At 67.3% G+C, this 24,202-nt stretch carries 20 protein-coding genes, 5 tRNA genes and 2 pseudogenes; 2 read left to right on the forward strand and 25 right to left on the reverse strand.

Features of this window, described 5'->3' with window-relative positions; genetic code table 11:
- Window positions 1-1,020: 1,020 nt before the first annotated feature.
- The 23 genes and pseudogenes from DQ392_RS18110 to DQ392_RS18220 form a co-directional block, all read right to left on the reverse strand.
- A complete protein-coding gene (locus DQ392_RS18110; RefSeq protein ID WP_114016684.1) occupies window positions 1,021-1,971 on the reverse strand; it encodes a major capsid protein in 951 nt (316 codons plus the stop codon).
- Window positions 1,972-1,999: 28 nt separating this feature from the next.
- Complete coding sequence (locus DQ392_RS18115; protein ID WP_114016685.1) at window positions 2,000-2,536, reverse strand: hypothetical protein; 537 nt, start codon at window positions 2,534-2,536, stop codon at window positions 2,000-2,002.
- 49 nt (window positions 2,537-2,585) lie between these two features.
- Window positions 2,586-3,377, reverse strand: coding sequence for a VG15 protein (locus tag DQ392_RS36385; RefSeq protein WP_484421983.1), 792 nt, complete (start codon window positions 3,375-3,377; stop codon window positions 2,586-2,588).
- Window positions 3,337-4,734 (reverse strand): phage portal protein, encoded by a 1,398-nt coding sequence (locus DQ392_RS18120; protein ID WP_147266547.1) that lies wholly within the window; start codon window positions 4,732-4,734, stop codon window positions 3,337-3,339. The genes DQ392_RS36385 and DQ392_RS18120 overlap by 41 nt, the downstream gene beginning before the upstream one ends.
- A gap of 45 nt (window positions 4,735-4,779) precedes the next feature.
- Window positions 4,780-6,282: a terminase gene (locus DQ392_RS18125; protein ID WP_114016687.1), complete on the reverse strand. Its 1,503-nt coding sequence runs from the start codon at window positions 6,280-6,282 to the stop codon at window positions 4,780-4,782.
- Window positions 6,283-6,401: 119 nt separating this feature from the next.
- A complete protein-coding gene (locus DQ392_RS36390) occupies window positions 6,402-6,872 on the reverse strand; it encodes a phage terminase small subunit (RefSeq protein ID WP_457487725.1) in 471 nt (156 codons plus the stop codon).
- Window positions 6,873-7,470: 598 nt separating this feature from the next.
- The gene (locus DQ392_RS35975; RefSeq protein ID WP_114016689.1) at window positions 7,471-7,827 is read right to left on the reverse strand and encodes an HNH endonuclease; all 357 of its coding nucleotides are present in this window, start codon (window positions 7,825-7,827) and stop codon (window positions 7,471-7,473) included.
- Window positions 7,828-7,878: 51 nt separating this feature from the next.
- A tRNA-Leu gene (locus tag DQ392_RS18145) sits at window positions 7,879-7,959 on the reverse strand.
- A 4-nt stretch (window positions 7,960-7,963) separates the two neighbouring features.
- A tRNA-Trp gene (locus DQ392_RS18150) sits at window positions 7,964-8,034 on the reverse strand.
- 6 nt (window positions 8,035-8,040) lie between these two features.
- A tRNA-Asn gene (locus DQ392_RS18155) sits at window positions 8,041-8,113 on the reverse strand.
- Between the two features lie 57 nt (window positions 8,114-8,170).
- A tRNA-Lys gene (locus DQ392_RS18160) sits at window positions 8,171-8,243 on the reverse strand.
- A 112-nt stretch (window positions 8,244-8,355) separates the two neighbouring features.
- Window positions 8,356-8,431: transfer RNA gene (locus DQ392_RS18165), tRNA-Asp, on the reverse strand.
- Window positions 8,432-8,934: 503 nt separating this feature from the next.
- Complete coding sequence (locus DQ392_RS18170) at window positions 8,935-10,806, reverse strand: recombinase family protein (RefSeq protein WP_281273012.1); 1,872 nt, start codon at window positions 10,804-10,806, stop codon at window positions 8,935-8,937.
- Complete coding sequence (locus tag DQ392_RS18175) at window positions 10,706-12,217, reverse strand: long-chain-fatty-acid--CoA ligase (protein WP_245981626.1); 1,512 nt, start codon at window positions 12,215-12,217, stop codon at window positions 10,706-10,708. Before DQ392_RS18175 ends, DQ392_RS18170 begins: the two co-directional genes overlap by 101 nt.
- A 298-nt stretch (window positions 12,218-12,515) precedes the next feature.
- Window positions 12,516-13,082, reverse strand: a pseudogene (locus DQ392_RS18180) (SigE family RNA polymerase sigma factor); the annotation flags it as partial.
- 170 nt (window positions 13,083-13,252) lie between these two features.
- Window positions 13,253-14,434 carry a DUF1906 domain-containing protein gene (locus DQ392_RS18185; protein WP_245981628.1) on the reverse strand — a complete coding sequence of 394 codons (1,182 nt, stop codon included), beginning with the start codon at window positions 14,432-14,434 and terminating at the stop codon, window positions 13,253-13,255.
- 90 nt (window positions 14,435-14,524) lie between these two features.
- Window positions 14,525-15,685 (reverse strand): lipid-transfer protein, encoded by a 1,161-nt coding sequence (locus DQ392_RS18190; protein ID WP_114016692.1) that lies wholly within the window; start codon window positions 15,683-15,685, stop codon window positions 14,525-14,527.
- On the reverse strand, window positions 15,685-16,176 hold the full coding sequence (locus DQ392_RS18195) for a MaoC family dehydratase (RefSeq protein ID WP_425470550.1): 492 nt from the start codon (window positions 16,174-16,176) through the stop codon (window positions 15,685-15,687). Before DQ392_RS18195 ends, DQ392_RS18190 begins: the two co-directional genes overlap by 1 nt.
- Window positions 16,173-17,351, reverse strand: a complete 1,179-nt coding sequence (locus tag DQ392_RS18200; RefSeq protein WP_114016694.1) for an acyl-CoA dehydrogenase family protein — start codon at window positions 17,349-17,351, stop codon at window positions 16,173-16,175. The genes DQ392_RS18195 and DQ392_RS18200 overlap by 4 nt, the downstream gene beginning before the upstream one ends.
- On the reverse strand, window positions 17,351-18,487 hold the full coding sequence (locus tag DQ392_RS18205; RefSeq protein ID WP_114016695.1) for a Zn-ribbon domain-containing OB-fold protein: 1,137 nt from the start codon (window positions 18,485-18,487) through the stop codon (window positions 17,351-17,353). The genes DQ392_RS18200 and DQ392_RS18205 overlap by 1 nt, the downstream gene beginning before the upstream one ends.
- Window positions 18,484-19,620: an acyl-CoA dehydrogenase family protein gene (locus DQ392_RS18210; RefSeq protein WP_114016696.1), complete on the reverse strand. Its 1,137-nt coding sequence runs from the start codon at window positions 19,618-19,620 to the stop codon at window positions 18,484-18,486. Before DQ392_RS18210 ends, DQ392_RS18205 begins: the two co-directional genes overlap by 4 nt.
- A 146-nt stretch (window positions 19,621-19,766) precedes the next feature.
- Entirely contained in the window at window positions 19,767-20,048 is a 282-nt protein-coding gene (locus DQ392_RS18215) for a hypothetical protein (protein WP_114016697.1), read from the reverse strand.
- 269 nt (window positions 20,049-20,317) lie between these two features.
- Window positions 20,318-20,521, reverse strand: coding sequence for a hypothetical protein (locus DQ392_RS18220; protein WP_114016698.1), 204 nt, complete (start codon window positions 20,519-20,521; stop codon window positions 20,318-20,320).
- Window positions 20,522-20,988: 467 nt separating this feature from the next.
- Between DQ392_RS18220 and DQ392_RS35980 the strand changes: the two are divergent.
- Window positions 20,989-21,525 (forward strand): annotated as a pseudogene (locus DQ392_RS35980) (transposase); the annotation flags it as partial.
- Here the strand turns inward: DQ392_RS35980 and DQ392_RS18230 are convergent.
- Together DQ392_RS18230 and DQ392_RS18235 are read right to left on the reverse strand one after the other, a co-directional pair.
- Window positions 21,490-22,281, reverse strand: a complete 792-nt coding sequence (locus DQ392_RS18230) for a class I SAM-dependent methyltransferase (protein WP_114016699.1) — start codon at window positions 22,279-22,281, stop codon at window positions 21,490-21,492. The pseudogene DQ392_RS35980 and the gene DQ392_RS18230 overlap by 36 nt on opposite strands.
- A 354-nt stretch (window positions 22,282-22,635) precedes the next feature.
- Window positions 22,636-23,268, reverse strand: a complete 633-nt coding sequence (locus DQ392_RS18235) for a TetR/AcrR family transcriptional regulator (protein WP_114016700.1) — start codon at window positions 23,266-23,268, stop codon at window positions 22,636-22,638.
- 53 nt (window positions 23,269-23,321) lie between these two features.
- Here DQ392_RS18235 and DQ392_RS18240 point away from each other — a divergent pair, with 53 nt between their 5' ends.
- Window positions 23,322-24,086, forward strand: coding sequence for an SDR family NAD(P)-dependent oxidoreductase (locus DQ392_RS18240; protein ID WP_114016701.1), 765 nt, complete (start codon window positions 23,322-23,324; stop codon window positions 24,084-24,086).
- The last annotated feature ends 116 nt before the right edge of the window (window positions 24,087-24,202 follow it).

Genomic DNA, 24,202 nt, shown 5'->3' on the forward strand with positions numbered 1-24,202 from the left:
GGGGCAGTCATTCCACACCCGGACGTACACGTAAGAGCCGCTACCGCGTCCCCTCGTGCCCTCACGGATGGAGAAAGAAGAACTGAACCCCTCTTCGTCCGGGGCACCCTGCCGGGCTACCGCTAGCGCCTGTTCGGCTGCCGCAGTCAGTAGCCCCTTTGCCTCGTCGCCCTGAGCAATTCGGCTAATGGCAGCCTCGTCAACGACGACGCGCACACTGTTTCTCGCCACGTCACACCACCGCCGAAAGCGTCGCCGTTATGTGGTGCGGACGGGACATGGTGCGACGCGTGACCGGGTGCCCCTGCACCTTGAAAGTTCCTGCGTCGGTCTCGACTCGACAGCGCGAGTCAATCGCCGTCCCCGGGGGCAGGATGAGAGCCCAAGACGCTTCCGTGTACTCACGCTTAGCGCCGAAGGATTCCCCGTTCCCCTGTACGCCGGACGCACGGGGCACTAGACGGCCGTTCACGGTCTCCCGGGCCCCTGAGCCCCACGACTCCGTTTCGTTGCCGTAGCGGTCCACTGAGAGCCCCGGGTGAACGATGGTCACCACGTCCGGCAGTAGCTCAGCACGCATCGGCTACCACCCCCACGTGATCTCGTCCCCGTACGCCCACCCGGTGGGGGTGTGCTCGTTGAGCGTCTGCATGTCGGGCCCGTACGCCATATGCACGGCCCCGATAGCGGAGAGCCCTAGGCACTGGAAAAGCGCTTCCCGCTCAGCGGGCATAAGCGCCATGCCGTTTACGGACGTGCGGGAAAGCGAATACGAGTAGTCACCGATGTTCTCGGTTGTGATGCCCTTTGGGTTGTTCAAGACTCGCCCGGCAAGGTCCATCACAAGCTGACGGACGACGAAAGGCGGGGGCCCCGGAATCTCAACCGGGGCCACCGTCTCTCGTACCAAGTCCGAAGCATCCTGTAGCAGCAATTCAGCGCGTGTGCGCTCCGTCGCTGTCAGGGGTTCGGGTAGGCGAGCCTCAAAGTCCCCGATAGGAACTAGAGACTCAGCCACGATTAGCCACCAACCGCCGGGTCAGCAAGGGTGAACGAAACCGCGCGCATCTGCACGGCGTCCGCCTCAGGGTTGGTGCTCGTCTCCGGAGCGTCCAGAACCTCACCAAAACCGACGTACGAGGAAACGAACGAACGGTCCGAAGCGGTCCGGGAGTTGTAGTCACGGATGAGACGAACGGCCAGACCCTCAACGCTGGACGAGGAACCCTGAGCCGAGACCGGAACAACCGGAGCACGGTTAACCAGGATGTACGCCGACGGGTGCAGACACACCGCCGTACGCGGGTCAACGTCGTTGTTCACAACGATGTTGAAACCGGCGAGACGCCCAATGGTCGCCTCTCGTAGAACCTCGCTCGAACCGGAAGTGTCCACCGGCACTAGGTCCGGGTCGTTGAGTAGGGCCGACTCAACGTCAGCACCAACGATCGCGACACGACCGGTAAGCGGAACATCGTTGCGGTTCAGCTTGTTACGGGCCTTGACGAGCGCACGACGGACCGCGCGAGCGTCCACCGGGTCCCCGTTCTCGTCGGTCTCAACGGAACCGATAGAGGGGGCAGTCTGTAGCTTCGCGGCGGTGGCCCGCTCAATCCGGCGCGCGACAGTGTGAGTCTGAGGCGCTAGAACCTGCTCAGCAAAGTTCGTAACGTCTAGGGTCAGCTCAGCGTCAGACAGGTCAACGGCACTGTAAATGTGCTTGTCCAGCTTGACCGGGATGGACCACTCGTTCAGGTTCTCGGACTCAATACCAGCCGAGTTGTCCGCCCGTAGATCCTGCTCAGAACCAGCAAGCCGGGTCGGACGCTTAATGTTCACGGTGTCATTCTTGGCACCGGTGAACTCAGCGCCGGAATCCCGGGCAATGAGGTTCGCTAGAACAACCTGCCGGTCAAGCAGAGCTAGCGCGGTGGCCGTTAGCTTTTCGGCCTTTTCGAAAACGTGAGGCACGTTTGAACCTTTCTAGGTAAGCCCGAAATCAGAAACGGGCACGCTTGGCAATGGCCTTAGCAAGGGCCACCGGGTCAATGTCGTCATCGGTCTTTACGGCGTCCTTGCCGCCGCCAACCTTCGGGGCCGGACGAGTACCAACACGCCCCTTGGTGTGGCTGACAACCTCGTTGGCTGCCTTAAGTAGCTCGTCCTTAGTGGCACCCGTGAGCAGATCAACGACAGCGGGAGATAGCCCGGTCTCGTCGGCAACCTCACGGCGCATAAGCACCCGGGAAGCCTCGTCGCGCTCACGCTCAGCGCTCTCAAGCGCCTCACGTAGCTTCTGCTCTTCGGTCTTGCGCGCCTCTTCGGCGTCCTTGTGCGCCTGAACAATCGGCGCAACCTCCGCAAGCTGAGCACGTAGGCGCTCTAGCTCAGCGGCGGTGTCCTCACCGCTACCGCCCGACTCGCCCCCGGCGGTCTCGGTAGTGGTCTCAGTGGAAGTCTCAGCCGTACCCGAACCCTCATCGGTCCCGGGCTTGGCCTCTTCCGTGGTCTTTTCGTCGGTGGTCTCGTCAGCCACGCGCACCCCTCAACTAGCAACGGGCACCTACTACTTGAGTAGGTGCGGGTCACGCCCGGCCCTCAACCATCCGGCGGAACTCCAAAGGGTCTCCCCCGGATTCACGCCACATGCGCTCGTATCGCGCTTCGTTGGGGGTGGGCTTGGACTTGCGCGAGTAGACCGGTTCCATACGGCACTGACACGCCCGATGGACACCGGCACCGCGTCCGCCTCGTCCGTTTCCCTTGCGGGTACCTAGGGCGGACTTTTGGTCCTTGTAGACAGCGCCACGACTCGCGAGCATGGCGCAGAAAGAGCAGCAACTACCGGAAGCAACGCGACGCCACCCGATACAGCGGCGGTCCCTCGTGATCCCGTCATCAATGACCTTTCGGCCACCCGATAGAACAAGGTCAACGGCACCGCCCAACTGACGGGCAAGGGCAAGCCTCTTTGCCTCTTCGGCGCTCGCCCCACTGTTGATGAGACGAGCAACGAACCCTTGCCCGTACTGCTTCACGAGCGCGTCAACCTCCCCCGACGCAAGGGCATTTGGGAGCGACACGGAGAGCCCGTCAGCGACGAGCCCAAGCGCGTTCAACTCTGCCTTGCGGAACCGGGATAGGTAGCTCAGTGCGGCACGGGCGGACGCCCCATGGGCACGGGAAACAATCCGTTCCGCTGACTCCGCGTACCGGAGCAACGAAACGGGGTCGGCAGGATCAACCGCCGACCACGCGCGCTCAAGTTCCTTAAGAGCCCTACCCGTTACGGCCTTTTGAGCCCGCCCGTGCGCTTCGGTGAGTGCCGTACCTAGGTCACTCACCGCCAACGGGGGCCCCCTCGTCGTCCGGCACATTGTCCGAAGTGTGCTGCCCGGTCATGAGCTGCGCCACAAGGTCCACAGTTGCCTTGCTTTCCTTGGCCGTACGCCATGCGGCCACATCAAACGAGGTGACACCCGGAACCCGCTCCCAAAGAGCCTCAGCAGGAACGCCGAGCATCTGAGAGAGCTTGCCGAGAGCATCAACGGTCTGAGACAGCGAACGCGCTTCGGCGTCATGCCAAATGATGCGAGCCGAAGTGTCTTCCACGGACGCCGACTTGCCGTCAATCTCGGCGGCAAGTCGTAGCACCTGTTCCCACGCCTCACCGAACATGGTTTGCCGCTCGTGCACCTTCCGGGCTAGGCCCGATTCGGCAGCCGTAAGAGCGTCCGCCGAAATGTTGACCATTCCGCCGAGTAGGTAATGCGGGGGGACCTGAGCAATTGCACTCATGCTCTTGATAGCGGCCTCACGGGAAGACAAATACCCGCTTAGGTCCGTCTGGCCGAACTCCCCGAACTTAACGTCCTTGTTCTCAACCATCCACATGCGGTCAACGGCCGCGCGGAAAGTCTCGATAGGAAGTCCGGTCTTCGGGTCACGCGGAATCGCGATACCGGAAGCCCAACGCTGCCGGAATGCTGAGTAAGACTCAGCAATCTTCATGTTTAGCGTGGTCTCGTTAAGCCGGTCCTGAATCGGGATGAGAGGCGAAACCTCACCAAGCTCATGTGGCCTAGTGTCAGGTGCGTCAGCCCAACGATTCCGGAACGGGACCACCGGACAGCGGGAAGCGCCGTGGTAGTCCTCACGGACCACCCGCCACTTATCCGCCCGCTCGTACTCGCCCTCAGGGACGAGGATTTCCGAGACGGTCTCAGCGTCCCAAACTTCCCACCGCTCTAGCTTGGCCCCGTTCTCACCCTTGACGTTGCCAAGAAATCGGATAGCGGCATCAAGCCATTCCGCGTCAAGCTCTTCCGACATGCCCGTAACGGACAGCGGAGACATGGGCCGGATAGCCGGACCGTTGTCCCCCGGAAGCGCGGCAACGTATCCCACGCCGAAAGTCAGCGCGGACCGGTGAACGGCGTTTTGCCGGGAGTCCATTTGGTTGGCATCCCAGTAACCCCACGGGGCAACGTCGTCCGGGTTATCGGCGGACCGGTAACCCTCAACCCTGAGGTTCTGAGCCACCACCCCGACAATGAGCGGTAGCCAGTTCTCAAGCGAGCGCGCGACGAGGGTTCGGAACTCCGCCTCAGCCTTCTTAGGCATATAAGGCATGTCCTGAACGCCACGCATGTACTTGTCCACCCGAATAAGTTCGGGCATTTCCCGCTTGCGCTTCGCTAGGCCCGTGAGCAGTAGTTCCCGGGCATCTGACATGTGGTACACCCCTTCCGCCCGGACCACCTACTACTTGAGTAGGCGCTAGAACCCGTAAACGGTCGCGTCTCCGGGCTTCACGCGCCGCTCAAACACGCCCGCCTCAATGGCCTTTCGGCGTGCTTCACGCGCCAATACGAGAGCGGCGGCGGCATCAACCTTGCGTTCAGACTCGCGGCTTTCCTTACCGAACGAGACACCAAACGCGTTCGGCCTACGCCGTGCGTTCTTAAGGTGCGTCAGTAGTCGCGCGTCAGCGGCAACAGATATGGACCGATCCTCAAACGCTGCAACCGTCGATTCAGCGGCAGCCGTAAAATCCTTCGTTCTGCGTCGCATATCGAAAGCGACGGAATGCCCGGGGGCAGCCTTAACGAAGAGCGTTTCCCGGAAGTCTTCGGCCCATCGGTCAACGTAGCCCTCAAAGAAAGCCAAGTCAGCGAAGAACCCCACCACGTCCCACCGCTCGAAAGCGGAACGGACGGCAGTGTCAACGGCTTCCCGGTCAACCTCCCAACCAAGACCCTCCGGGCCGTCCGGCTTTTGCCAGATGCCAAGAGGCCAACAATGGCCGGTGTTCAGCTCACAAGCCACGAGCGCCGTAGCGTCATGCCCGCGCGAGCCATCAAAGCCGAGAGTGACCATTCCGCCATCGTCCGGACCCTCAACGGGAACGGAAGCGGCGTCAACGTCCAGCGGCTCAAGCCACGCATCCGACGAGGCAACAACCTGATTCATGTAGAACCGGCGCTTTTCCTGAGCGTCCGCCGTGGGGTCGTAAATCTCGGCTAGCAGTCGGTCTAGGTCAACCCACGTCGAATCGCCGTAGGCGGCTCTCAGACCGTCTCGCACGGCGTCCGGGTCCTCAGGGGCCCAAGACTCCGCCGGAGCCTCTACACAGTCGTACAGAACGTCATCTAGACCCCCGTCCGCCTTACGCGCTAGATACGCCTCGTACTCAGCGCGTCCAACGGTCTCTTCGGACGGGTCATGCGCGTTCGTCGTGAGGACAGCGCGACCGCCAACCTTCGCAAGGTTTCGCTTGATGACCTGAATCATCTTTTGCCCACCCTGCGAGTACAACCAATGGTGGATTTCGTCGCCCACCACGAAATTCGGTCGGGCCCCCTCAAGGGAAGCCGACGAAGCGGTAACCGGCTCAATCTTCCCAATTCCGTGTTGAAACTGAATCAGGGTCTTGCCGGGGTCAAGCGCGAAATCAGCAACGGCCGGACCCTCAGCGAGCATTCCGCGCACCGGGTCCATGGTGTTCATAACCTGCTGATACGAGACGGCAGCCATTTGGACCCACGGCGCATTACGGCGCTTACCTGAGGGGTGCCACTGCCCGAACGGGTCCCGGACACCCGGGCCGTTCTCGTCCACGACACACGGGCCGATGAACTCAATTAGCGCGAACGCACCAAGTAGCGGGGACTTACCCCAACCCTTGGACCGGCGCAGTACGCCCATGCGGTAGACGAACTTGTTGTTTTCGTCCAGCGCATAGAACCAAAGCAGGAAGCGGACTTGTTCGCGGGTGAACACGAAAGGCTCACCAGCGTTCGGCCCGTCCGGCTGACGGATATAGCGTGTGGTCCACGCCAAAATGTGCCAACCAAGGGTTCGTTCCGGCCACCCGTTGGGGAGATTGCCAGTTTGCACAATCAACCCCCTTCGGCGGTGAACATCTCCTTATACGCGCTCAAGTCGAGAACCGGCGCGGTAGGCCCGTCAGCGGGCTTACCGGGGCCCGTGGAAGTCATCCGGCCCCGTAGCCGGTCCACGTGCGTTGCCCCTAGTAGAGACTCGTTCTGTCGAATCTCCTTGATGATTTCCAGCGCAGCGCGCATCTTGCGCGTGTCTTCCGCATTCGCGGAGACCGTAAGCCGGTGGTAGCTGTCCACGAGGGGCAGCAAAGCTAGTAGGCGCTGCCAATCCGTGGCCGTGAAATGCGCGGACTGTGAGCTATCCGCCCACGTCTGCCACCACTCACGCGTGAGCTTCAACCATCGCTTGGGCGTGGGAAGTTGCGGCGCTTCCGCAGCATCCAGCGGCACGGCCCCGGGCTCAGCGCCGAACGTGTCGGCGTTCCGGCGGCGCGCGTTGTCCTTAGGAGGTGGGCCGAACCCTGCCACGGCGCGTCACCCCCCATGCGTGCGCGCGTGTGCGCGCGGTCTCTGGTCTCTATGGCCGAAAGTCTCAGACCCGTACACCGGTAAGGCTGCTATTGGCCCCCGGCTCGGGTGCTAGCGGGGTGGGGGTCCCTCCCCACCCTGAGTCACGACGAGCGCGAGCACGCGCACACTGAGTCACTGCTCTTCGTCGTCGTCTCGTCGTTGATGATCAAGCATCGCTTGTCGCATCGAACCAAGCGAAGACGCTTCGCGCTCTCTCTTCGGACGGCTCTTGTGTGTAGCTGTTGCACCTTCACGCGCGCTCTTCCTTGCGTGATGGAATCGGCAGAGAGCTTGCAGGTTCTCAGTCGCGTGATTGTCGCCGGGCTCAATGTGGTCAACGTCAGTGGCAGGCAGCGCACAGAGAGCCCCCGTGTCCACCCGTACCCACTGGCACACATACCGATCACGAGCCAACACATGGGCCCTACGGGTACGCCAGTCAGCCGGTAGCCGGTCCTTACGGGTACTGCCCGCCCATGCCCCCACAACGCCCCCCATGACCCCCACTAGCCCCGGCTCAGCGGGCACATAGGGGGGTATCAGAAAGTGACCCCCCTTAGAACGGGAGGTGACCGAAGTCAAGAGCGGTCTTGACCTTGTGGCACGGCTTGCAAAGAACCTGAACGTTGGACGCTATGTCCTGTCCACCCTTGGCAAGCGGGATGATGTGGTCTACGTCCACATGCGACGGCAGGAAGTGACCCGGGCAGGAAGCGCACGTAACGTATCCGTGCTTCCGCAGATGGGCCCGAACTTCCTTGCGCAGTAGGGCCGCAGCGTTGTTGCCCTCAGCGATGACCGCACGGCGCTTGCGACGAGCACGGACGGAAGCCCGGTTCTCGTACGCCTCGTGGTGCGCCTTACAGCGGCCCTTATGGGTGGCCGGTGCTGAGCACTCGAAACAGTGACGCACTCAAACCCCCAACTAGCCATGAGCACCTACTACTTGAGTAGGTGCGATGTGTACCCGCTGAGGGATTCGAACCCCCACGCCTTACGGCAACGCGCCCTAAACGCGCCGTGTCTACCCTTTCACCAAGCGGGCAAAGCAGATGCGGGAGGAATCGAACCCCCGTAAGCGGTTTTGGAGACCGCCGCTCTACCACTGAGCTACGCACCTAGGAAGCTGACTAGGTTGGATTCGAACCAACGACCCACGGATTAACAATCCGCTGCTCTGCCGACTGAGCTACTAGTCATGGCGGGACGCTCACCGGGGACACATACCGTGCCACCACCGCCGGGTGAGCGTCCGGTGATTCGGGTAGGACTCGAACCTACGCACATCGGATTAAGAGTCCGACGCTCTACCAACTGAGCTACCGAATCATTGAGGGCTACTCGCCGCCCGCTTACCCGATGACTAGTCGGGCAGTGGGGGCCGGTTTCACCCAAGGTGACTTATCGTCGGCCAGTCACGGCCTATTGTCGGTCGCCTACGCGCCCCCTACCGGATTTGAACCGGTGGTCTCCCGACTGACAATCGGGCGCTCTAGGCCAAGCTGAGCCAAGAGGGCAAGGGCCCCGACCGGAGAGAGTGAGCCGGGGCCGTAGGGAAGGGTTCGCGGTCCGCCTGAGTTTGAGGGGTGCGCGGAAACCCCTTCCCTACATGTACTAGAGCGGAAGGGATTCCAATAACCGTGCCCTAGAGGGGAAGGGATTCCCGCCGGGTGACGAGGTGACGAAGTGACGTGATGACGGGGGGTTTGGCATCCCTGCCACAGAGAGCTTTAGAGAGTATGTATAGGTGGAACACGGGTACTCGTCATTTCGTCACTCCGTCACTGCTAATACCACTTTTGGGGACTCTGTGTGACTGGTGAACACTTAGAGTGAACTGGAATCGCTTGCGCTCACCCCACCCGCTGAAAACCGCTGAGTCCCGGACCGTAGGTGACGGTTGCCTAAGGCAACTATTGGGGTAAAGAAAAAGACGCGCCCCTCAGCGCGTCTCTACGGGCACGAGAGAGCCCCGGCGGGCATTGCCTCACCGGGGCCCCTCAAGGCGCTACACGGGCCCTTAGACGGTCTCAGCGACCGCCCTAGCCGCTTCGGCCGTCAGTTCCTCGTCTGCCTCGTCGTCTGCCTCGTCTTCCGTGGCCGGTTGTGCCCACCTCAGCGTGACCCGCTCTTCCACGGGCAGCCGCGTACGGGCGTCTTCCGGCTGAGTGACCGTGATGCCGTCCAGCCACAAGGCCAGGAACTCACGGCGCTTGATGATTCCCCACGTGGACCACGGGGACCCGGGGCCGGTGGGGTCGTTGCTCTCAGCGGCGTACCACTCGTCAATGGGCAACACGATTCGTTCTGTCTGCTCTGCCTCAAGGCGCTCAATCTCGTCATGGCACCGGGCCTGAGTGGCGAGCATCGTTGAGACAGCGTTCCGCCATGCCGTCTTGCCGTCCTTGCCCTTGTAGAGCCCGCGCTCTTCGTAGAGATCCTTGAGGCTCTGTTCCGTGTGCTTCAACTGAGCCTTGTACTCCGCAAGTTCGTTGGCGGTGGCGCTCGTGTCGGTCTGTGCGGCGAACCGTCGCGCAACCTCTCTCATAAGCGTGAGATCGTCGGCGTCTTCGTGGTCAAGGTTGAGCATCCGTGCGAAGACTCGTTCTGTCACGTAGGCGTCAACCTCACTGGCCTTGATGGAGTTCGCCCGGTGCCCGGTCCCCATGACCTTTCGGGCCGTGGCGGAACGGCTACAGCGGTACGAGTCCTTAGCTTCCCCCGTGTACGTCATGTGCGCCTCACACTCACACTCGGCAAAGCCCCATCCGGTGACCAGGGTCATAGCTGCCCCGCCCCGGCGCTTGGTGCGCCGTGCGGACGCCCCTAGCGCCTCTTGCAGCACGTACCACTTGGCGGGCGTGATGATGCCCTTGTGAACGTGCATGGGGTTGCCTGCCTCGTCCCGTCGCATCTCGAACGTGTAGCTACCGGTCTTGTCGGCAGCGATACCCGCAATGCGCGGGTCCCTCAGCACCCGGTGAACCTGAGTGATGGACCAATGCGGCGGTGCTGCCTCAACGTCTTGGTGCTTAAGGCCGCTGTACTTCCTGCCCTTGTGCGTGGCGCGCAACGAGGGGGCCGGTACGCCCTCAGCGTTCAGCCATTCCGCAATCTGCCCTGTCGTCTTCCCGGCAACGTCTCTTGCCGGGTCACCAATGGCCATGTCCACCATGCGGCGCACGGTGTCCGCTTCGGTCCACTCCCGATAGCCGAACTCGTCTTCCGGCACGAGCTTGACCCATGCGACCCCATCCGGCGTCTTGGCCTTTGTGCTCCGCATTCCGAAAGGCGGGGGGCCGGAAAGGTGTCCGCCTGCCTGCCGCGCGAGATCACGCGAATTGAGAATGAATGCAGACTTGTTGTCGCTTTCCTGCTTAGCGAGACCGGCAATGATTGCGAAAATGCCGATTCCAATAGCGTCGGACGTATCAAGGTACGGTTCCTGAACGCTGACGAGGGTTACGCCGTGCTTCCGCATTTCGGCTTCAATTTCGAGTGCGTCCAATGCACCCTGCCGAGTAAGGCGGGAAAGGGCGAAGATCACGACCACATCGCACTTGCGGGCGCGCACCCATTCCATGAGTTCGTTAAAGCCCTCACGGATGGTGCGGGGGTCCCACCCGGAACTACCGGCGTCCGTGAAGCACGCAACCGGGTTGTACTGCCGTGCCTGGCACAGACCCTCACCGGCGGTCTTCTGCATCTGCGGTGAGGCGTTCGAGCCGTCTTCGTTTAGCTTTGACTGACGGGCGTAGATGACTGCCCGGGGCCAGTTCGCGGCGGGGCCGCTAGCGGGTGGGTAGATGAACCGGTGTGCGGTCTCCCAACCCGGGGGAAGCGGCGTGGGTGCGGTGGTGGCGGTCCGGGGGGCCCGGAAGGTGGCGGGTATGCCCGCGTCGGCGTGTTCTCTGCTCATGGTGAGTCAAGGTTACGTACTCGACGGAGGAGATCCACTCGCCGCCGGACTTGATGACGTCCTTGGCGCGGTCGGTGAGTGTCAGGTAGCCGTCCGGGCTGATGACGCCGACATCGCCGGTGCGCAGCCAGCCGTCGGGGCTGAACTTCTCCGCGGGGCGCAGCGGCGGCTCGTCGACGCCCCCGAAGTAGGCGTCGGCGATCCACGGGCCGCGCACCTCCAGTTCACCGGGCGACGCGCCGTTCCAGGGCGCGAACCCGCCGCCGGGCGCGGCCAGCCTGGCCTCCACGCCCGCGGGGAACCGGCCCTGGGTGACCCGGTAGGGCCACTCGTCCTGCGGGCTGAGGCCGCCGGGCGGATGGGCCAGGCTGCCGAGCGGTGAGGTCTCGGTCATGCCCCAGGCGTGGCAGACCCGTACACCGTGCAGCTCCTCGAACGCCCGCATCGTGCTGGGCGGACAGGCGGAGCCGCCGATGGTGACCGTCTTGAGGGAGGAGATGTCGCGTGGTGTGGCGGCCAGTTCGCTCAGCAGGCCCTGCCAGATGACGGGCACCGCCGCGGCGTGCGTGGGCCGCTCGGCCGCGATCATCTCGGCGAGCGGTCCGGGTTGCAGGAACCGGTCGGGCAGCAGCAGGCCGACCCCCGTCATGAAGACGGCGTGCGGCAGGCCCCAGGCGTTCACGTGGAACATGGGCACCACCGGCAGCGTGGTGTCCGCGGTGGTCAGGCCCATGGATTCGGCCATGTTGACCTGCATGGAGTGCAGGTAGACCGAGCGGTGCGAGTAGACGACGCCCTTGGGGTCCCCGGTCGTTCCGGAGGTGTAGCACATGGCGGCCGCCGTGCGCTCGTCGATGTCGGGCCAGTCGTAGCTGGTGGGCCGCCCGGCCAGCAGCTGTTCGTAGTCGTGGACGCGGGGTGCGCAGCCCTCCAGTACGGAGGTGTCGCCCGGCCCGACGACGACCAGGTGTTCCACCGTCTCCAGCTGGGGGAGCAGCGGCGCGAGCAGGGGCAGCAGGGTTCCGTTGACCAGGATGACGCGGTCGGCCGCGTGGTTGGCGATGAAGACCAGCTGCTCGGGGGGCAGGCGCAGGTTGAGGGTGTGCAGCACCGCCGCCATGGAGGGGATGGCGAAGTAGGTCTCCACGTGGGCGCTGTTGTTCCACATGAGTGTCGCGACCCGGTCCTCGGGGCGGACCCCCAGCTCGTCCCGCAGGGCGTGCGCGAGCTGCGCGGCGCGTTCGCCGGTCGCGCGGAACGTCGTGCGGTGCGGTTCCGCGTCACCGGTCCAGGTGGTGATCCGCGCGTCACCGTGGACGGTCGTTCCGTGGCGCAGGATGCGCGAGATGGTCAGCGGTACGTCGTCCTGCATCGTGCTCAGCACCGGGGCCTCCCGAGGTACGGCGGTTACGCGGAGCGAGCGCATGCCGCGCACGCCGCCCGACGGCGCTTACGTGCGAGTAATGCGCTGGTTCCGCGGAAGCCTGCCACCGACCGCGCGGTATGTCACGGGGTCGCGCTGCTCAGGCTGCCAGGGGTGCCTCTCCGAGCGCGCCGTCCGTCAGCGGACGGGGCCCGCCTGCGTGCGGCCCGCGGGCGGGCGGCACCTCCGCCTCGCGCGCCCCCGCGGGCTTCCCGCGCGCCGGGCGTTCGGCATGGCTCTCCGCCCGGATGTCCGCGGCGAGCTGCGGGTCCTCCCTCAGCTTGGCCAGGGCACGGGAGACGGCGCTCTTGACCGTGCCGACGGAGACGCCGAGCACCTCGGCCGTCCGTATCTCGCTCAGGTCCTCGTAGTAGCGCAGCACCACCATGGCGCGCTGCCGCGCCGGCAGCTTGAGCACGGCCCGCCACATGGCGTCCCGTACGGCCTGCTGTTCGGCCGGGTCGGGTTGGGGCAGCGGATCGGGCTCGGGCAGCTCGTCGCAGGAGAACTCGTCCACCTTGCGCCTGCGCCACTGGGAGGTGCGCGTGTTGACCAGCGCCCTGCGGACGTAGCCGTCCAGCGCACGATGGTCGGCTATCCGGTCCCAGGCCAGGTAGGTCTTGGCGAGCGCCGTCTGGAGCAGGTCCTCGGCGTCGCTGGGGTTGGCCGTCAGGGACCGGGCGGTGCGCAGCAGCACCGGGCCGCGGGCCCGCACGTACGAGGTGAAGGTGAGTGGTGATCCCCCGGAGCCTGGCGGCATCGCAGGGGACCCCGCGTGCGTCGTGGAGGTGGTCCGGGGAGTCCGAACTGTCCCAGGCGTGGTCATGGCATCCACGCTAGGAGCAGCCCGCTCTCCCGGGATCGCCCCAAGGTCGCGAAGCCGCGTCCGCCTCAGGGTGTAGGGGTGGTGGTATCTACACCTCCTGAAGGTGGAGAGCGTCCGCCGACGGGATCAGGGGCGCCTCGGGGACGCCCCCCGCGTCCCGGTGCCGCCCCTCATCCGACGACGGCGACGGGCGCGTCCACCAGGTTGTGGTCGACGGTCACCGTGTGCCCTCCGTACGTGCGCTTCACGTTGCCCGTGTGCTGGTGGATGCGGCGGTGCGGCTGCCACGCCTTCGGGTTCAGATTGCGCTCCTTGTCCACCGAGGCGGGCACGTGCCAGCGCGCGAACCACACGGCCGTGGGCAGCCCGCGCGCTCCCGCTGCGCGGGCCTTCTCCAGGTGCGCGACGCCGTAGTCGGCGCTGCTGTAGAAGCCGGCGACGTACCCCTGGGCGCGTACCGCGCTGTTCCAGCCCTGGATGAAGCGCAGGGTGGTGTCGGCACAGCTCTTCTCCTTGTAGCGGTAGGCCTCCATGTCGAGGTAGAGGGCGCTGTTCTTGACCATGCCGAACTGCTGCGCCCTGCGCACCGCGTCCTGCCCCTCCTGCCGGCCCAGCCCGTAGGGGTCCTTGATGTCCATGCGGAACTTCTGCTTGTTCTTCGCGATCACGCAGGGCGCCTGCGAACCGACGTAGACGGGCAGCAGTTTCCAGCCCTGCTTGTCGACCTCGGTGACCCAGCCGGCGCTCAGGTGCTTCTGTTTCGGGCAGGCACGGGCGCGTCCGCCGATGTAGACGCCGACGGCCCCGAACGGGGAGGGCCCCTTCCACGCGCGCATGGTGGCGGCGGACGGTGCCTGGCAGGTGTCGAAGGCGTCACCCTGGAAGATCTGCGCGCCGAAGTCGCGCGGGTCACCCGTCACCAGTGACGGCTGGTCGGCCGGTACGCCGGGGGCGCCCGGCGCGTTCGGGTCGGCGGGTGCGTCGGGCGCGGCGGGGTCGGTCAGCGCCGTTCTGGGGCCGCCCTGGTCCTGTGAGGTCCTGGGATCGTTCGGGTCCGCGGGCGGCACGGCGGTCTCTTCCGTATCAGGCGGCGCGGTGGTCCCCTCCGTGCCGGGCGGCGCTGGGGTCTCCGCCGTGCCCTCGGGCGCGGTGGGTGTACCGGATCCCGGGGGCGCGCCACCGGGGTCGGGGGGCGGGGCCACGGGGCGCCGGCTCGCGGTGGGGCCGGACGGTGCGGGGTCGGTCGGGACGGGCTCCGCACCGGCGGCCGGGAGCACGCCGCTGGTCAGCGCGGCGGCGAGCCCGGCCGAAAGGAGAGCCACTCGTCGCATCATCGGATTTGTCGTCGCCATGGGGCGAGTGAACGAGCCCCGCCGCGGCGGGCCGGACAGGCGCGCCCGCAGGACGCGGGGATTCAGCCGTCTGCCCGCCGGTTCCGCCACCTACCGGGTCAGCACCAGCCCGGAGGTGGGAACGCCCGTGCCCGCCGTCACCAGCACCCGCTCGCATCCGTCAACCTGGTTGACGGATGTCCCGCGGAGCTGCCGCACGGCCTCGGCGATGCCGTTCATGCCGTGCAGATACGCCTCGCCCAGTTGGCCGCCGTGCGTGTTGAGGGGCAGTGCCTCCTCGGCGACGAAGGCGGCGCCCTCCCCGCGCCCGCAGAAACCGAACTCCTCCAGCTGCATGAGCACGAAGGGCGTGAAGTGGTCGTAGAGCACCGCCACGTCCATCTCGGCGGGACCCAGCCCGCTGGTGCGCCACAGCTGACGCGCCACGACGCCCATCTCGGGGAGCCCTGTCAGCTCGTCACGGTAGAAACTGGTCATCTGTTCCTGCCCGCGTCCCGCCCCCTGGGCCGCGGCCGCGATCAGTGCGGGACGGTGCCGCAGCCCGCGCGCCCGCTCCGGTGAGGTGATCACCAGGGCCTGCCCGCCGTCCGTCTCCTGGCAGCAGTCCAGCAGCCGCAGCGGCTCGACGATCCAGCGCGAGGCGGCGTGCTGCGCCAGGGTGAGGGGTTTGCCGTGGAAGTAGGCGGCGGGGTTGGTGGCGGCGTACTTGCGGTCCACCACGGCGACGTGCCCGAAGGCCTCCGGAGTGAGCCCGTAGGTGTGCAGGTAGCGCTGCGCCGCCATGGCGACCCAGGAGGCGGGCGTCAGCAGCCCGAAGGGCAGCGACCAGCCCAGCGCCGCGCCCTCGGCCGAGGGTTCACGCTGCTGCACACCGGCGCCGAAACGCCGTCCGGAGCGCTCGTTGAACGCGCGGTAGCACACCACCGTCTCGGCCAGTCCGCAGGCGACCGCGAGCGCCGCCTGCTGGACCGTGGCGCAGGCGGCGCCTCCGCCGTAGTGCACCCGCGAGAAGAACGACAGCTCTCCGATACCGGCCGCCTGTGCGACGGTGATCTCCGGGCTGGTGTCCATCGTGAAGGTGACCATGCCGTCGACGTCGCCCGGAGTCAGTCCCGCGTCGTCCAGCGCGGCGCGCACGGCCTCCACCGCGAGGGCGAGTTCGCTGTCCCCCGACTCCTTGGTGAACGGGGTCGCGCCGATGCCGGCGACGGCCGCTCGTCCGCCGAGCGCGTCGGCCGCGTGCAGGCTCATCAGGAGGCGTCCTTCCGGTCGGCTGGAGCGGCGCCCCTTTCCTCGCCCGGGGAGGCGCCCTCCTGGCCGGCCGCCGTGCGGAGGGTGACGGTGACCGTGCCGGTGACGTGGTCGCCGAGCCGGCCCGCTCCCCGTACGGCGACCTCGACGGTGGCCGACTCCCCGCCGGGGGCTTCCGGTGCCTCATAGGTGACTGCGGTGACACGTCCGGACAGTGCGAGGGTGTCGCCCGGGTAGGCGGGGACGCCCAGCCGGACGGCGACCTTGCGCAAGGCGGCGTGCGGGCCCGCCCAGCCGGTGACATAGCGGCCCACCAGACCGTTCGTGGTCAGGATGTTCATGAAGATGTCGGGAGAGCCCTTCTCCCTGGCGGCCTCGGCGTCGTGGTGGACGTCCTGGAAGTCGCGTGAGGCCAGCGCGCCGGAGACGATGAGTGTGCGGGTCACCGGTATCTCCAGCGGCGGCAGCGGTTCGCCTGCGTGAGGGTTCACCTCTCCTCCTTCCATTCGGCGTCCCTGGCGGGGACCGCCAGTGCCTCTCCTAGCTCGGCCAGCAGCGCCCCGGGGGAGCCGAGAAAGGCGTTCAGTTGGCGGCCCCACAGGAAGTGCCGGTGCACGGGGTGGGTGACGTCCGCGCCGACGCCACCGTGCAGGTGCTGCCCGGTGTGGACGACCCTGCGGCCCGCCTCGGCGGCCCACCAGGCGGCGCTCAGCGCCTGCGTGTGCGCGGGCAGACCCGCGTCGTACCGCCAGGCCGCCTCCAGACAGGTGACGCGGATCGCCTCGATGTCCAGGTGCGCGTCGGCGGCACGCAGTTGCACCGCCTGGTTGGCCGACAGGGGGCGGCCGAACTGTTCGCGTTGCGAGGTGTGCGCCACCGCGTGCGCCAGCGACCCGGCGCACACGCCCGCCTGGAGCGCCGCGAAGACCGTACGGGCCGCCCCGAGCGTCCCCTCGTACACGCCACCGTGCCGGACGCCCCGACCGCCCTCGAGCGGCTCTCCTAGGGCGCCGGACAGCTCCAGCCGTCCCGCCGCCCACGGTGCCGTCGTCTCGACCGTCGCGACGTCGACCGTTGGCTGGTCCGTCGGGACGAGGAAGAGGCGCGGCGCGCCGACGGAGTCCTGCCGTACGGGCACCAGCACATGGGTGGCGGTACGCAGCCAGGGAACGACCGGCATCACCCCCGACAGCCGCCCGCTCGTCTCGGCCCTCGGCGCGGGGGCCTCTTCCGCACTCCGCCCCGCCCGCGCGCACGGGGCGCCCGGCGACAAGGCCCCTGACAGCGACGCCCCCGTGGACGAGGCCCCCAGGAAAGAGGGCAGCGCGCCGGTCGCCACCGCCGTGCCGTCCCGCAGTCCGGGCAGCAGGCGGGCGCGCTGTGCGTCCGTGCCGTACGCCGCGACGGGCAGCAGTCCGAACGCGCAGGTGGCCGCCAGCGGGATCTGTGCCGTGCGCCTGCCCTGCTCCTCCAGGACGAGCGCCAGGCCCACCAGACCGATCTCCTCCACCGCGGCGAGCAGGCCCGCGCCGCTCAGCGTCTTCCACAGCACGGGATCGGTGCCGGTGCCGAGCGCGGTGAGGCGCTCGTGCGTGGCCAGGTCGTCGATGATGCCGGCCGCCAGGTCGCGTGCCGCCGTCTGCTCCTCGGTGGGGCGGAAGTCCATCAGGTGGCCGCCTGTTCAGGTGCCGCACGGAAGACGGGCAGTTCGAGCGCGTCGTCCGCCCAGAGGAACTCCAGCTCGACCGGCATCCCGATGCGCACCTCGTCGCAGGGGACTCCGAGGAGGTTGCTGACGATCCGGAACCCTTCGGCCAGCTCCACGAGCACCACCGCGTACGGCGGGTCGAACGCGGGGAAGGGCGGGTGGTGCATGACGACGTACGAGTAGACGGTGCCGTGCCCGGCCGACTCGACCGCCGACCAGCGCGGCGAACCGCAGGCGTTGCAGCCCGGCAGCCACGGGAAGCGCGGTGCCGCGCAGGCGTCGCAGCGCTGGAAGAGCAGTTCGTGCGCGGCCACGCCCTCCCAGAAGCCGGCGTTGTCCCGGTTGACGACGGGACGCGGACGGCGGGGCTTGTGGGACGGTGACCGCTCCGAGGGGGCCCTCTCCGAGGGGGCGCTCTCCGAAGGGGCCCTCTCCGAAGGGGCCCTCTCCGAAGGGGCCCTCTCCGAAGGGGTCGAAGGGGAGCTTCCCGGGGCAGGCGCACCCGGGCGGTATTTGAGGATGCGGAAGCGGTGGGTCCCCGCCGTCGCGCCGCCGACGCGCACGTCCATGCGGGTCGTCACGAAATAGCCGGTGCCCAGCTTGGTCGTCTTGCGCGCGGAGACCGACTCGATCAGCGCGTCGAACGTGATCTCGTCGCCGGGGCGCAACGGCTGCGCGTACTCCTGTTCGCAGTCGGTCGCGACCACGGAGGTGAAGCCGGCGCCGTCCAGCGCGCCCAGCAGCTCGTCGTACGCCCCCGTGCGGCCTTCCCGCCCCGCGAGCCCGGCCATCGTCCAGACCTGGAGCATCGTCGCCGGTGCCGAACCGTCGGGCGGCACCGGGTGGCCCAGCACCTCGCACCAGTGCCGGATCATCGGTGTGTTCACCGGGTCGCGGCCCCGCGCCGACGCTCCGGCAGGGCGGCCCTCGTAGCCGCGCAGCAGGTCGTACAGCGCGTCACGGCTCCCGGGGGAGGCGGACCCCGCCCCCGCTGCGGAGCCGGACCCGGGCGTGGGACCCGACGTGGGCCCGGACGTGCGCCCGGCCCCGGCACGGGACGTGCCCTCGGACGTGGACCCGTCCGTGCCGCTCATCGCCGCCTCCTGACCATCCCGAGCCGCATCGTCGCGACGATCTCCCGCTGGACCTCGCTCACCCCGCCACCGAAGGTGTTGATCTGCGCGGCTCTGTTCATCCGTTCGACCTCGCCGTCCCCGAAGGCTCCCGGCGAGCCGGCGCGCACCGTCCCGGCCCCGCCCAGCACCTCCTGGCACAGCGCGTGGACCGCGACGGTGCTCTCCGTGCCCGCGACCTTCACCCCGCTGGCGTCGCCGGGGGTGAGCGTGCCCGCCCCGACGTCCTGGACGAGCCGCCAGTTGAGCAACCGGGTGGCCGCGAGGCGTGCGTGCGCCTCCGCGAGCCGCGCCCGCACCCAGGGTTCGCCGATCAGACCGGTCTCGCGTACGTGTGCGAGCACGGCGTGGTAGTGGTCCTCGGCCTGCATGCCGAGCGCGGCGAGCGCCACCCGTTCGTGGTTGAGCTGGTTGGTGATCAGGCCCCAGCCGCCGTTCTCCTCGCCGACGAGGGCGCCGTCAGGCAGCCGGACACCGTCGTAGTAGGTCGCCGTGGTCGTCAGACCGCCGACCGTCTCGATGGGCGTCCACGAGAACCCGGGCGCGTCGGTCGGCACGAGGAGGATCGAGATGCCCTTGTGCTTGGGCGCCTCCGGATCCGTGCGGCAGGCCAGCCAGATCCAGTCGGCCTGCTGGGCGTTGCTGGTGAACGTCTTCGCCCCGTCGACGCGCCAGCCGCCGTCGGCCGCGCGCACCGCCCGGGTGCGCAGCGAGGCGAGGTCCGTGCCCGCCTCCGGCTCCGTGTAGCCGATGGCGAAGACGATCTCGCCGCTGAGGACGCGGGGCAGGAAGAACGCCTTCTGCTCCTCTGTGCCGTTCTTCATCAGCGTCGGGCCGACGGTGTTGAGGGTGACCATCGAGACGGGCGCCCCCGCACGGTTGGCCTCGTCGAAGAATATGAACTGTTCGTCCGGGCCCCGCCCCTGGCCGCCGTACTCGACGGGCCAGCCGAGGCCGAGCAGCCCGTCGGCCCCGATCCGGCGCAGCAGGGCGCGCTGCGGGGCCTCGCTGCCGTCCGGCGGGCGTAACGCGCGGAAGTAGGCGCGCAACTCGGCGCGGAGCGCGCGGTGGCGATCGGTCGGGGCGAGTCGCATTTTCTGACTGTCCGTCAGGAACGCGTCCGGTGTCAACCGTCCGCCCGCACACACGACCGCGCGCCCGCGATCAGGTTCGCGGACGCGCGGCCTCAGCCCATCCCCATGAACGCCCGGCCTGTCAGACCGGCAGGGCGCTCAGTCGGTCACCACAGGTTGTGGAAGACGACGGTGGTGGTCTCGTTGTGCGTCACGTTGGTCTGGTCCACGTCCGCACCGTTGCCGTTGACGGTGGCGTTGTTGGCGTTGTTGGTGTTGTTGCCGTCGCCCACGGCGCCCTGCACCTGCGAGCTGGAGCTCGCGTTGGAATTCGATCCGTCGTCCGCGAGGGAGCCGTTGTCCGCGTACGCCACACCGGACATGACGGCGACGGCGAACGGAAGGGCGGCGGCGGCCGCGATGACGCGGGCGGTACGGATGCGTGCCATGTTCAATCCTCCAGGAACCGTGAGTGCGCCACGAGAGCGCCCTGCACCGTAAGTGCCTTTGCACCGCCAGCAGTTGGCCGACTGCGAAGCGGTCTCGCTGTACGACGTCGCGGATCCAGAGTTGCCCAACGCATCTGGAGTGAACCCCTCCTGACGGGTGGTTTCCCCCGCAAGTATGACGACGTGTCGATAAACCCCCCGTACGCCCCCGACTCCGCCCTGCCGCCCCGCACTCCCCCGCGCTCACCGCACCGCGCACGCGGCCTCGTTCACGCCTCCGAGGCCGCGCCCCTGGCCACTCCCGCGCCCGGCGGCCTCCACTGCGGGTCACGCCCCGTCAAGGCCACCACTCTCTCCAGCAGCGGCACGTCATCCCGGACGGCGACGACGGGCCCGACAATGCCCTCCGCGCTCTCGTCGTCCACGGCCGCCGCGAGGAACGTGTGGAGCACACGCAGCGTGTGCTCGTCCACCTCGTACGCCTGTCCGGTGGCGCGCGAGGTCCCACCCGTGCACGACGAGCTCGTCCAGGGTCACGAGACCGGCCTGGGCCCCCGTGGATCTTGACCAGGGTGAGCAGCGGGACCGGTCGGGGTGCGTAGCAGCGGTAGTAGGCACGCTCTCCGGTGCGGCGGTTGCGGCGGATCAACAGGTACTGATGACCCGCCAGGCCGGGTGCGGCCAGGGCGAGGTACGTCCAGTCGTACCAGCGGTGACCTTTGGCTCCCTGTCCGGCGGACAGCTTGTGCCGGGCCGGCCGCGGGATGCGCTTGGCGAGGTGGTCGGCGCGTTGTGGCCCTGTCCTGGTGGCTGAACGGGTGAGGGTGCGGGAGATCGACGACGATGGGGGCCAGAGGTTGCCGCGGATCATCCGCCGGGGCACCGGTTCCGTGGTGACCTGGCGCCGGGCCCAGATGGTGCTGCTGTCCGCGCAGGGCACAACCTCCAGCCCCACCCCGGACGCCAGTGGGCCGAGCGCGGCGGCAAGCACAAGGACCCCGACCGCGAACCACGGCCACGCCGTCGGGCGACCTACAACCGCCCGCACGGCGTCCGTCATCTGTTCGCCGCCTACGACCTGGGCAGGGACCAGCTCTACGGGCACATCAAGAAGACCAAGAACCGCTTCAATCTCCTGGAGTTCTGCCGCTGTCTGCGCTCTCTGCACCCCGTCGGGAAGCGCATCGCGAGCGTGTGCGACAACTACTCGCCGCACCTGACCACCAATCGGTGCCGCCGGGTCGCCAACTGGGCCGAGGCGAACAACGTCGAGATCGCCTACACGCCGACCAACTCCTCGTGGCTGAACCGGATCGAGGCCCAGTTCACGGCCCTGCGCTACTTCACTGTCGACGGCACTGACCACGCCAGCCACAAAGAGCGGGGCAGCATGATCCGCCGCTCCATCATCTGGCGAAACAACCACGCCCGGGACGAGGGCCTACGCTCGGTCGTGAGCAGGGCAAACGTCGCCTGAAGCCGTAAGAGTCGCATCCCGACGGAACAACGCAGTCCACTGGAAGGTCACGCCGAACAGCTCTGACTCAGGGGGCTCCTCTCGCATGCGGCGCAGGTCCACTTCCACCAGATCGAAGAAGATCCAGCGCAGCGATTCGGGGGTGTAGGCGAGGCCGCCCTGCAACTCGCGTTCGCGGTAGAGGCCAGCGTCCGTGAGTTCCGACCCTGCTCCTCCCTCGCCGGCGGCGAAGCTGGTGAGCGCGAGATGGCCGCCAGGGGCGAGGACCCGGTCGAGGAGGGCCAGGTAGCTGACCCGGCGGTGCGGCGGCAGATGGTGGAAGCAGCCTGAGTCGACGACCAGGTCGTATGGGCCGCTCAACTCGGCGGCGGGGAGCGCGAAAGCGTCGCCGCACAGGAAGCGGACGTCGACTCCGGCCCCGTGAGCCCGGTCCTCACCCCAGGCGACGGCCACCGGGGAGAGGTCGACGGCGTCCACCTCGAAGCCGTGCGCAGCGAGGTACACGGCATTGCGGCCCGGCCCGCATCCCAGGTCCAGGGCCCGGCCGGGAGCGATCAGGCCCTGGTCGAGGTAGGCAGCCAGGTTCTCGTCCGGTTTCGACACGAAGAAAGGGACCGGCCTTGAGCGGTCGGCATAGAAGCGGTCCCAGAAGCCCATACCGTCGCCCGTCGCCAGGCGGCCGGCCTCGGACTCAGATGCGAAGAGACCGTCCAAGAGCGCGAGAACGTCCTCGACGGTGCGTACGGTCCGGTCCATCCGGCCCCCTTTCGACCGATGCCGACCATAGGAGCGAGAATGACAAAAGGCCAGGTCAGGCGGTGTATAGCGGTGGCTGGAACGGGCTGCTGCGGGCCCCGAAGGACACTGGCAAGCAACCCACTCCAGACCCCGACTCCGCGTCTGCCCAGCCAGTCGTCACGGGCCGGAACGGGGCCATTCTCGGCTGCCGCGGGGAGACTATTCCGACGAGTTCTCCAGCGGTGCTACAGGGCGAACCTTGGCTCGCTTTGTTCACGGGTGTCGACAGCTATTGTTCAGCGCTTCGGGAGGCACCGACACCGCGCTGTGTTCGATGGTCAAGTCAGATGACAGTGCCCGGGCCGTGGCACCTCAGTCCTCCCGGTGGCTGGCGACGGCGTCACCACCGAAGGACGCGGCGAGCGCCCGTGCGATCAGGTCGGGCAGCTTGGTGTGTCCGTCGTCTTCGGCCCAACGCGTCAGCGCCGTGTGCATCGCGGCCATGCAGGCGCTGGTCGCCGCCTGGGCCCGGAACGCGGCGTCGGGGTCGGACGCGTCATCCCCGAGGGAGTCGACGATGGCCTGTTGCAACGCGTACTGGCTGTCCAGGTGCCGGGCCCGCAGCGCGGGCGTCGAGACCATGAGCCGGAGGCAGTCCAGCAGGAACCGCTCGTCCGCCCCCGGTTCGTCCCCGTTGCCGTCCGTCAAGGCTGTGGCCGCGTCGATGAGCGCGCCGCCGACGCGGCGCACTAGGGGTTGCATCGCGGAGGACGCGGCGACCTGCTCGGCGATGAGCTGGGCGGGCTGGTCGATGAGAACGAGATCCTCCTTGGTGGGAAAGTGCCGGTACACGGTCATTGCCGAGACGCCGGCGGCCTCGGCGACGTCGGCCACCGTCACCGCGTCGTAGCCGTGGTCGGTGAACAACCGTACTGCGTGCGCCTGGACCAGGCGCCGCGTCTCGGATCGCTGTCGTTCCCGCAGGGTTGGTTGCCGCTCACTCATGTGCTAGACACTACCATCACGTTAGTGACTAACATTTTGAGCGGAGTGACGACATGGGCGATCTGACGGGGAGAACGGCTTTGGTGACGGGCGCGTCGCGCGGCATCGGGCAGGCAATCGCCATTCGGCTCGCGGCCGAAGGGGCCGCGGTCATCGTGCATTTCGGCACGGATGACAGCGGGGCGGCTGCGACGGTCGACGCGGTGGAACGCGCCGGTGGGACCGCCTTCTCCGTCCGAGCCGAACTAGGCGTGGACGGTGACGTCGAGACGCTGTTCGCCGGCGTGGAGGCCGACTTGGCCGGTCGGCCGCTCGACATCCTCGTGAACAGTGCGGCGGCCGCACCGGCCGGTCCGCTCGGCGTGACGACCCGGGCGGAGTTCGACCACTTGTTCGCGGTGAACGTGCGAGCACCGTACTTCATCATCGAGCGGGCGCTGCCTCTGCTGAGCGAGGGCGCCCGGATCGTCTCGCTCTCGTCGGTGGCGACCCGGATGGCCAACGCGACCCAGGCTTCTTTCGCCATGACGAAGGGCGCGATCGAGACGATGACCAAAACCCTCGCTGTCCAACTCGGCCCCCGAAGGATCACGGTGAACGCGGTCGCCCCTGGGGCCACCAGGACGGCGACCAACGGAGTGGCCTTCGACGCGCCGGGCCTCACCGAACAGATATCCGGCATGACGGCACTCAACCGGCTGGGCGCGCCCGACGACGTAGCCGACGTGGTCGCCTTCCTCGCCTCCGATGCCGCCCGCTGGGTCACTGGGCAGATCCTCGACGCGAGCGGTGGCCTGTTCCTCGGTCCACGCATCTGACCAACGAAGGCTTGGCGAAGGCAGCGCATCGCGTAACTCCACGCCGCAACCATGGCCATGAAGAGCACTACCTACGGCTGGAGTATCAGAGTTCACAGAACTCAACCGAGCGGCGA

It is taken from the genome of Streptomyces reniochalinae, from assembly GCF_003323735.1.
Classification (GTDB): domain Bacteria; phylum Actinomycetota; class Actinomycetes; order Streptomycetales; family Streptomycetaceae; genus Streptomyces; species Streptomyces reniochalinae.

Coding starts and splice junctions, on each gene's coding strand:
- DQ392_RS36385 (WP_484421983.1), bottom strand. CDS start 3,377: ATGTGCCGGACGACGAGGGGGCCCCCGTTGGCGGTGAGTGACCTAGGT.
- DQ392_RS18120 (WP_147266547.1), bottom strand. CDS start 4,734: ATGTCAGATGCCCGGGAACTACTGCTCACGGGCCTAGCGAAGCGCAAG.
- DQ392_RS18235 (WP_114016700.1), bottom strand. CDS start 23,268: ATGAGTGAGCGGCAACCAACCCTGCGGGAACGACAGCGATCCGAGACG.
- DQ392_RS18210 (WP_114016696.1), bottom strand. CDS start 19,620: ATGCGACTCGCCCCGACCGATCGCCACCGCGCGCTCCGCGCCGAGTTG.
- DQ392_RS18230 (WP_114016699.1), bottom strand. CDS start 22,281: ATGGACCGGACCGTACGCACCGTCGAGGACGTTCTCGCGCTCTTGGAC.
- DQ392_RS18185 (WP_245981628.1), bottom strand. CDS start 14,434: ATGGCGACGACAAATCCGATGATGCGACGAGTGGCTCTCCTTTCGGCC.
- DQ392_RS18240 (WP_114016701.1), top strand. CDS start 23,322: ATGGGCGATCTGACGGGGAGAACGGCTTTGGTGACGGGCGCGTCGCGC.
- DQ392_RS18215 (WP_114016697.1), bottom strand. CDS start 20,048: ATGGCACGCATCCGTACCGCCCGCGTCATCGCGGCCGCCGCCGCCCTT.
- DQ392_RS18205 (WP_114016695.1), bottom strand. CDS start 18,487: ATGAGCGGCACGGACGGGTCCACGTCCGAGGGCACGTCCCGTGCCGGG.
- DQ392_RS18200 (WP_114016694.1), bottom strand. CDS start 17,351: ATGGACTTCCGCCCCACCGAGGAGCAGACGGCGGCACGCGACCTGGCG.
- DQ392_RS18190 (WP_114016692.1), bottom strand. CDS start 15,685: ATGAGCCTGCACGCGGCCGACGCGCTCGGCGGACGAGCGGCCGTCGCC.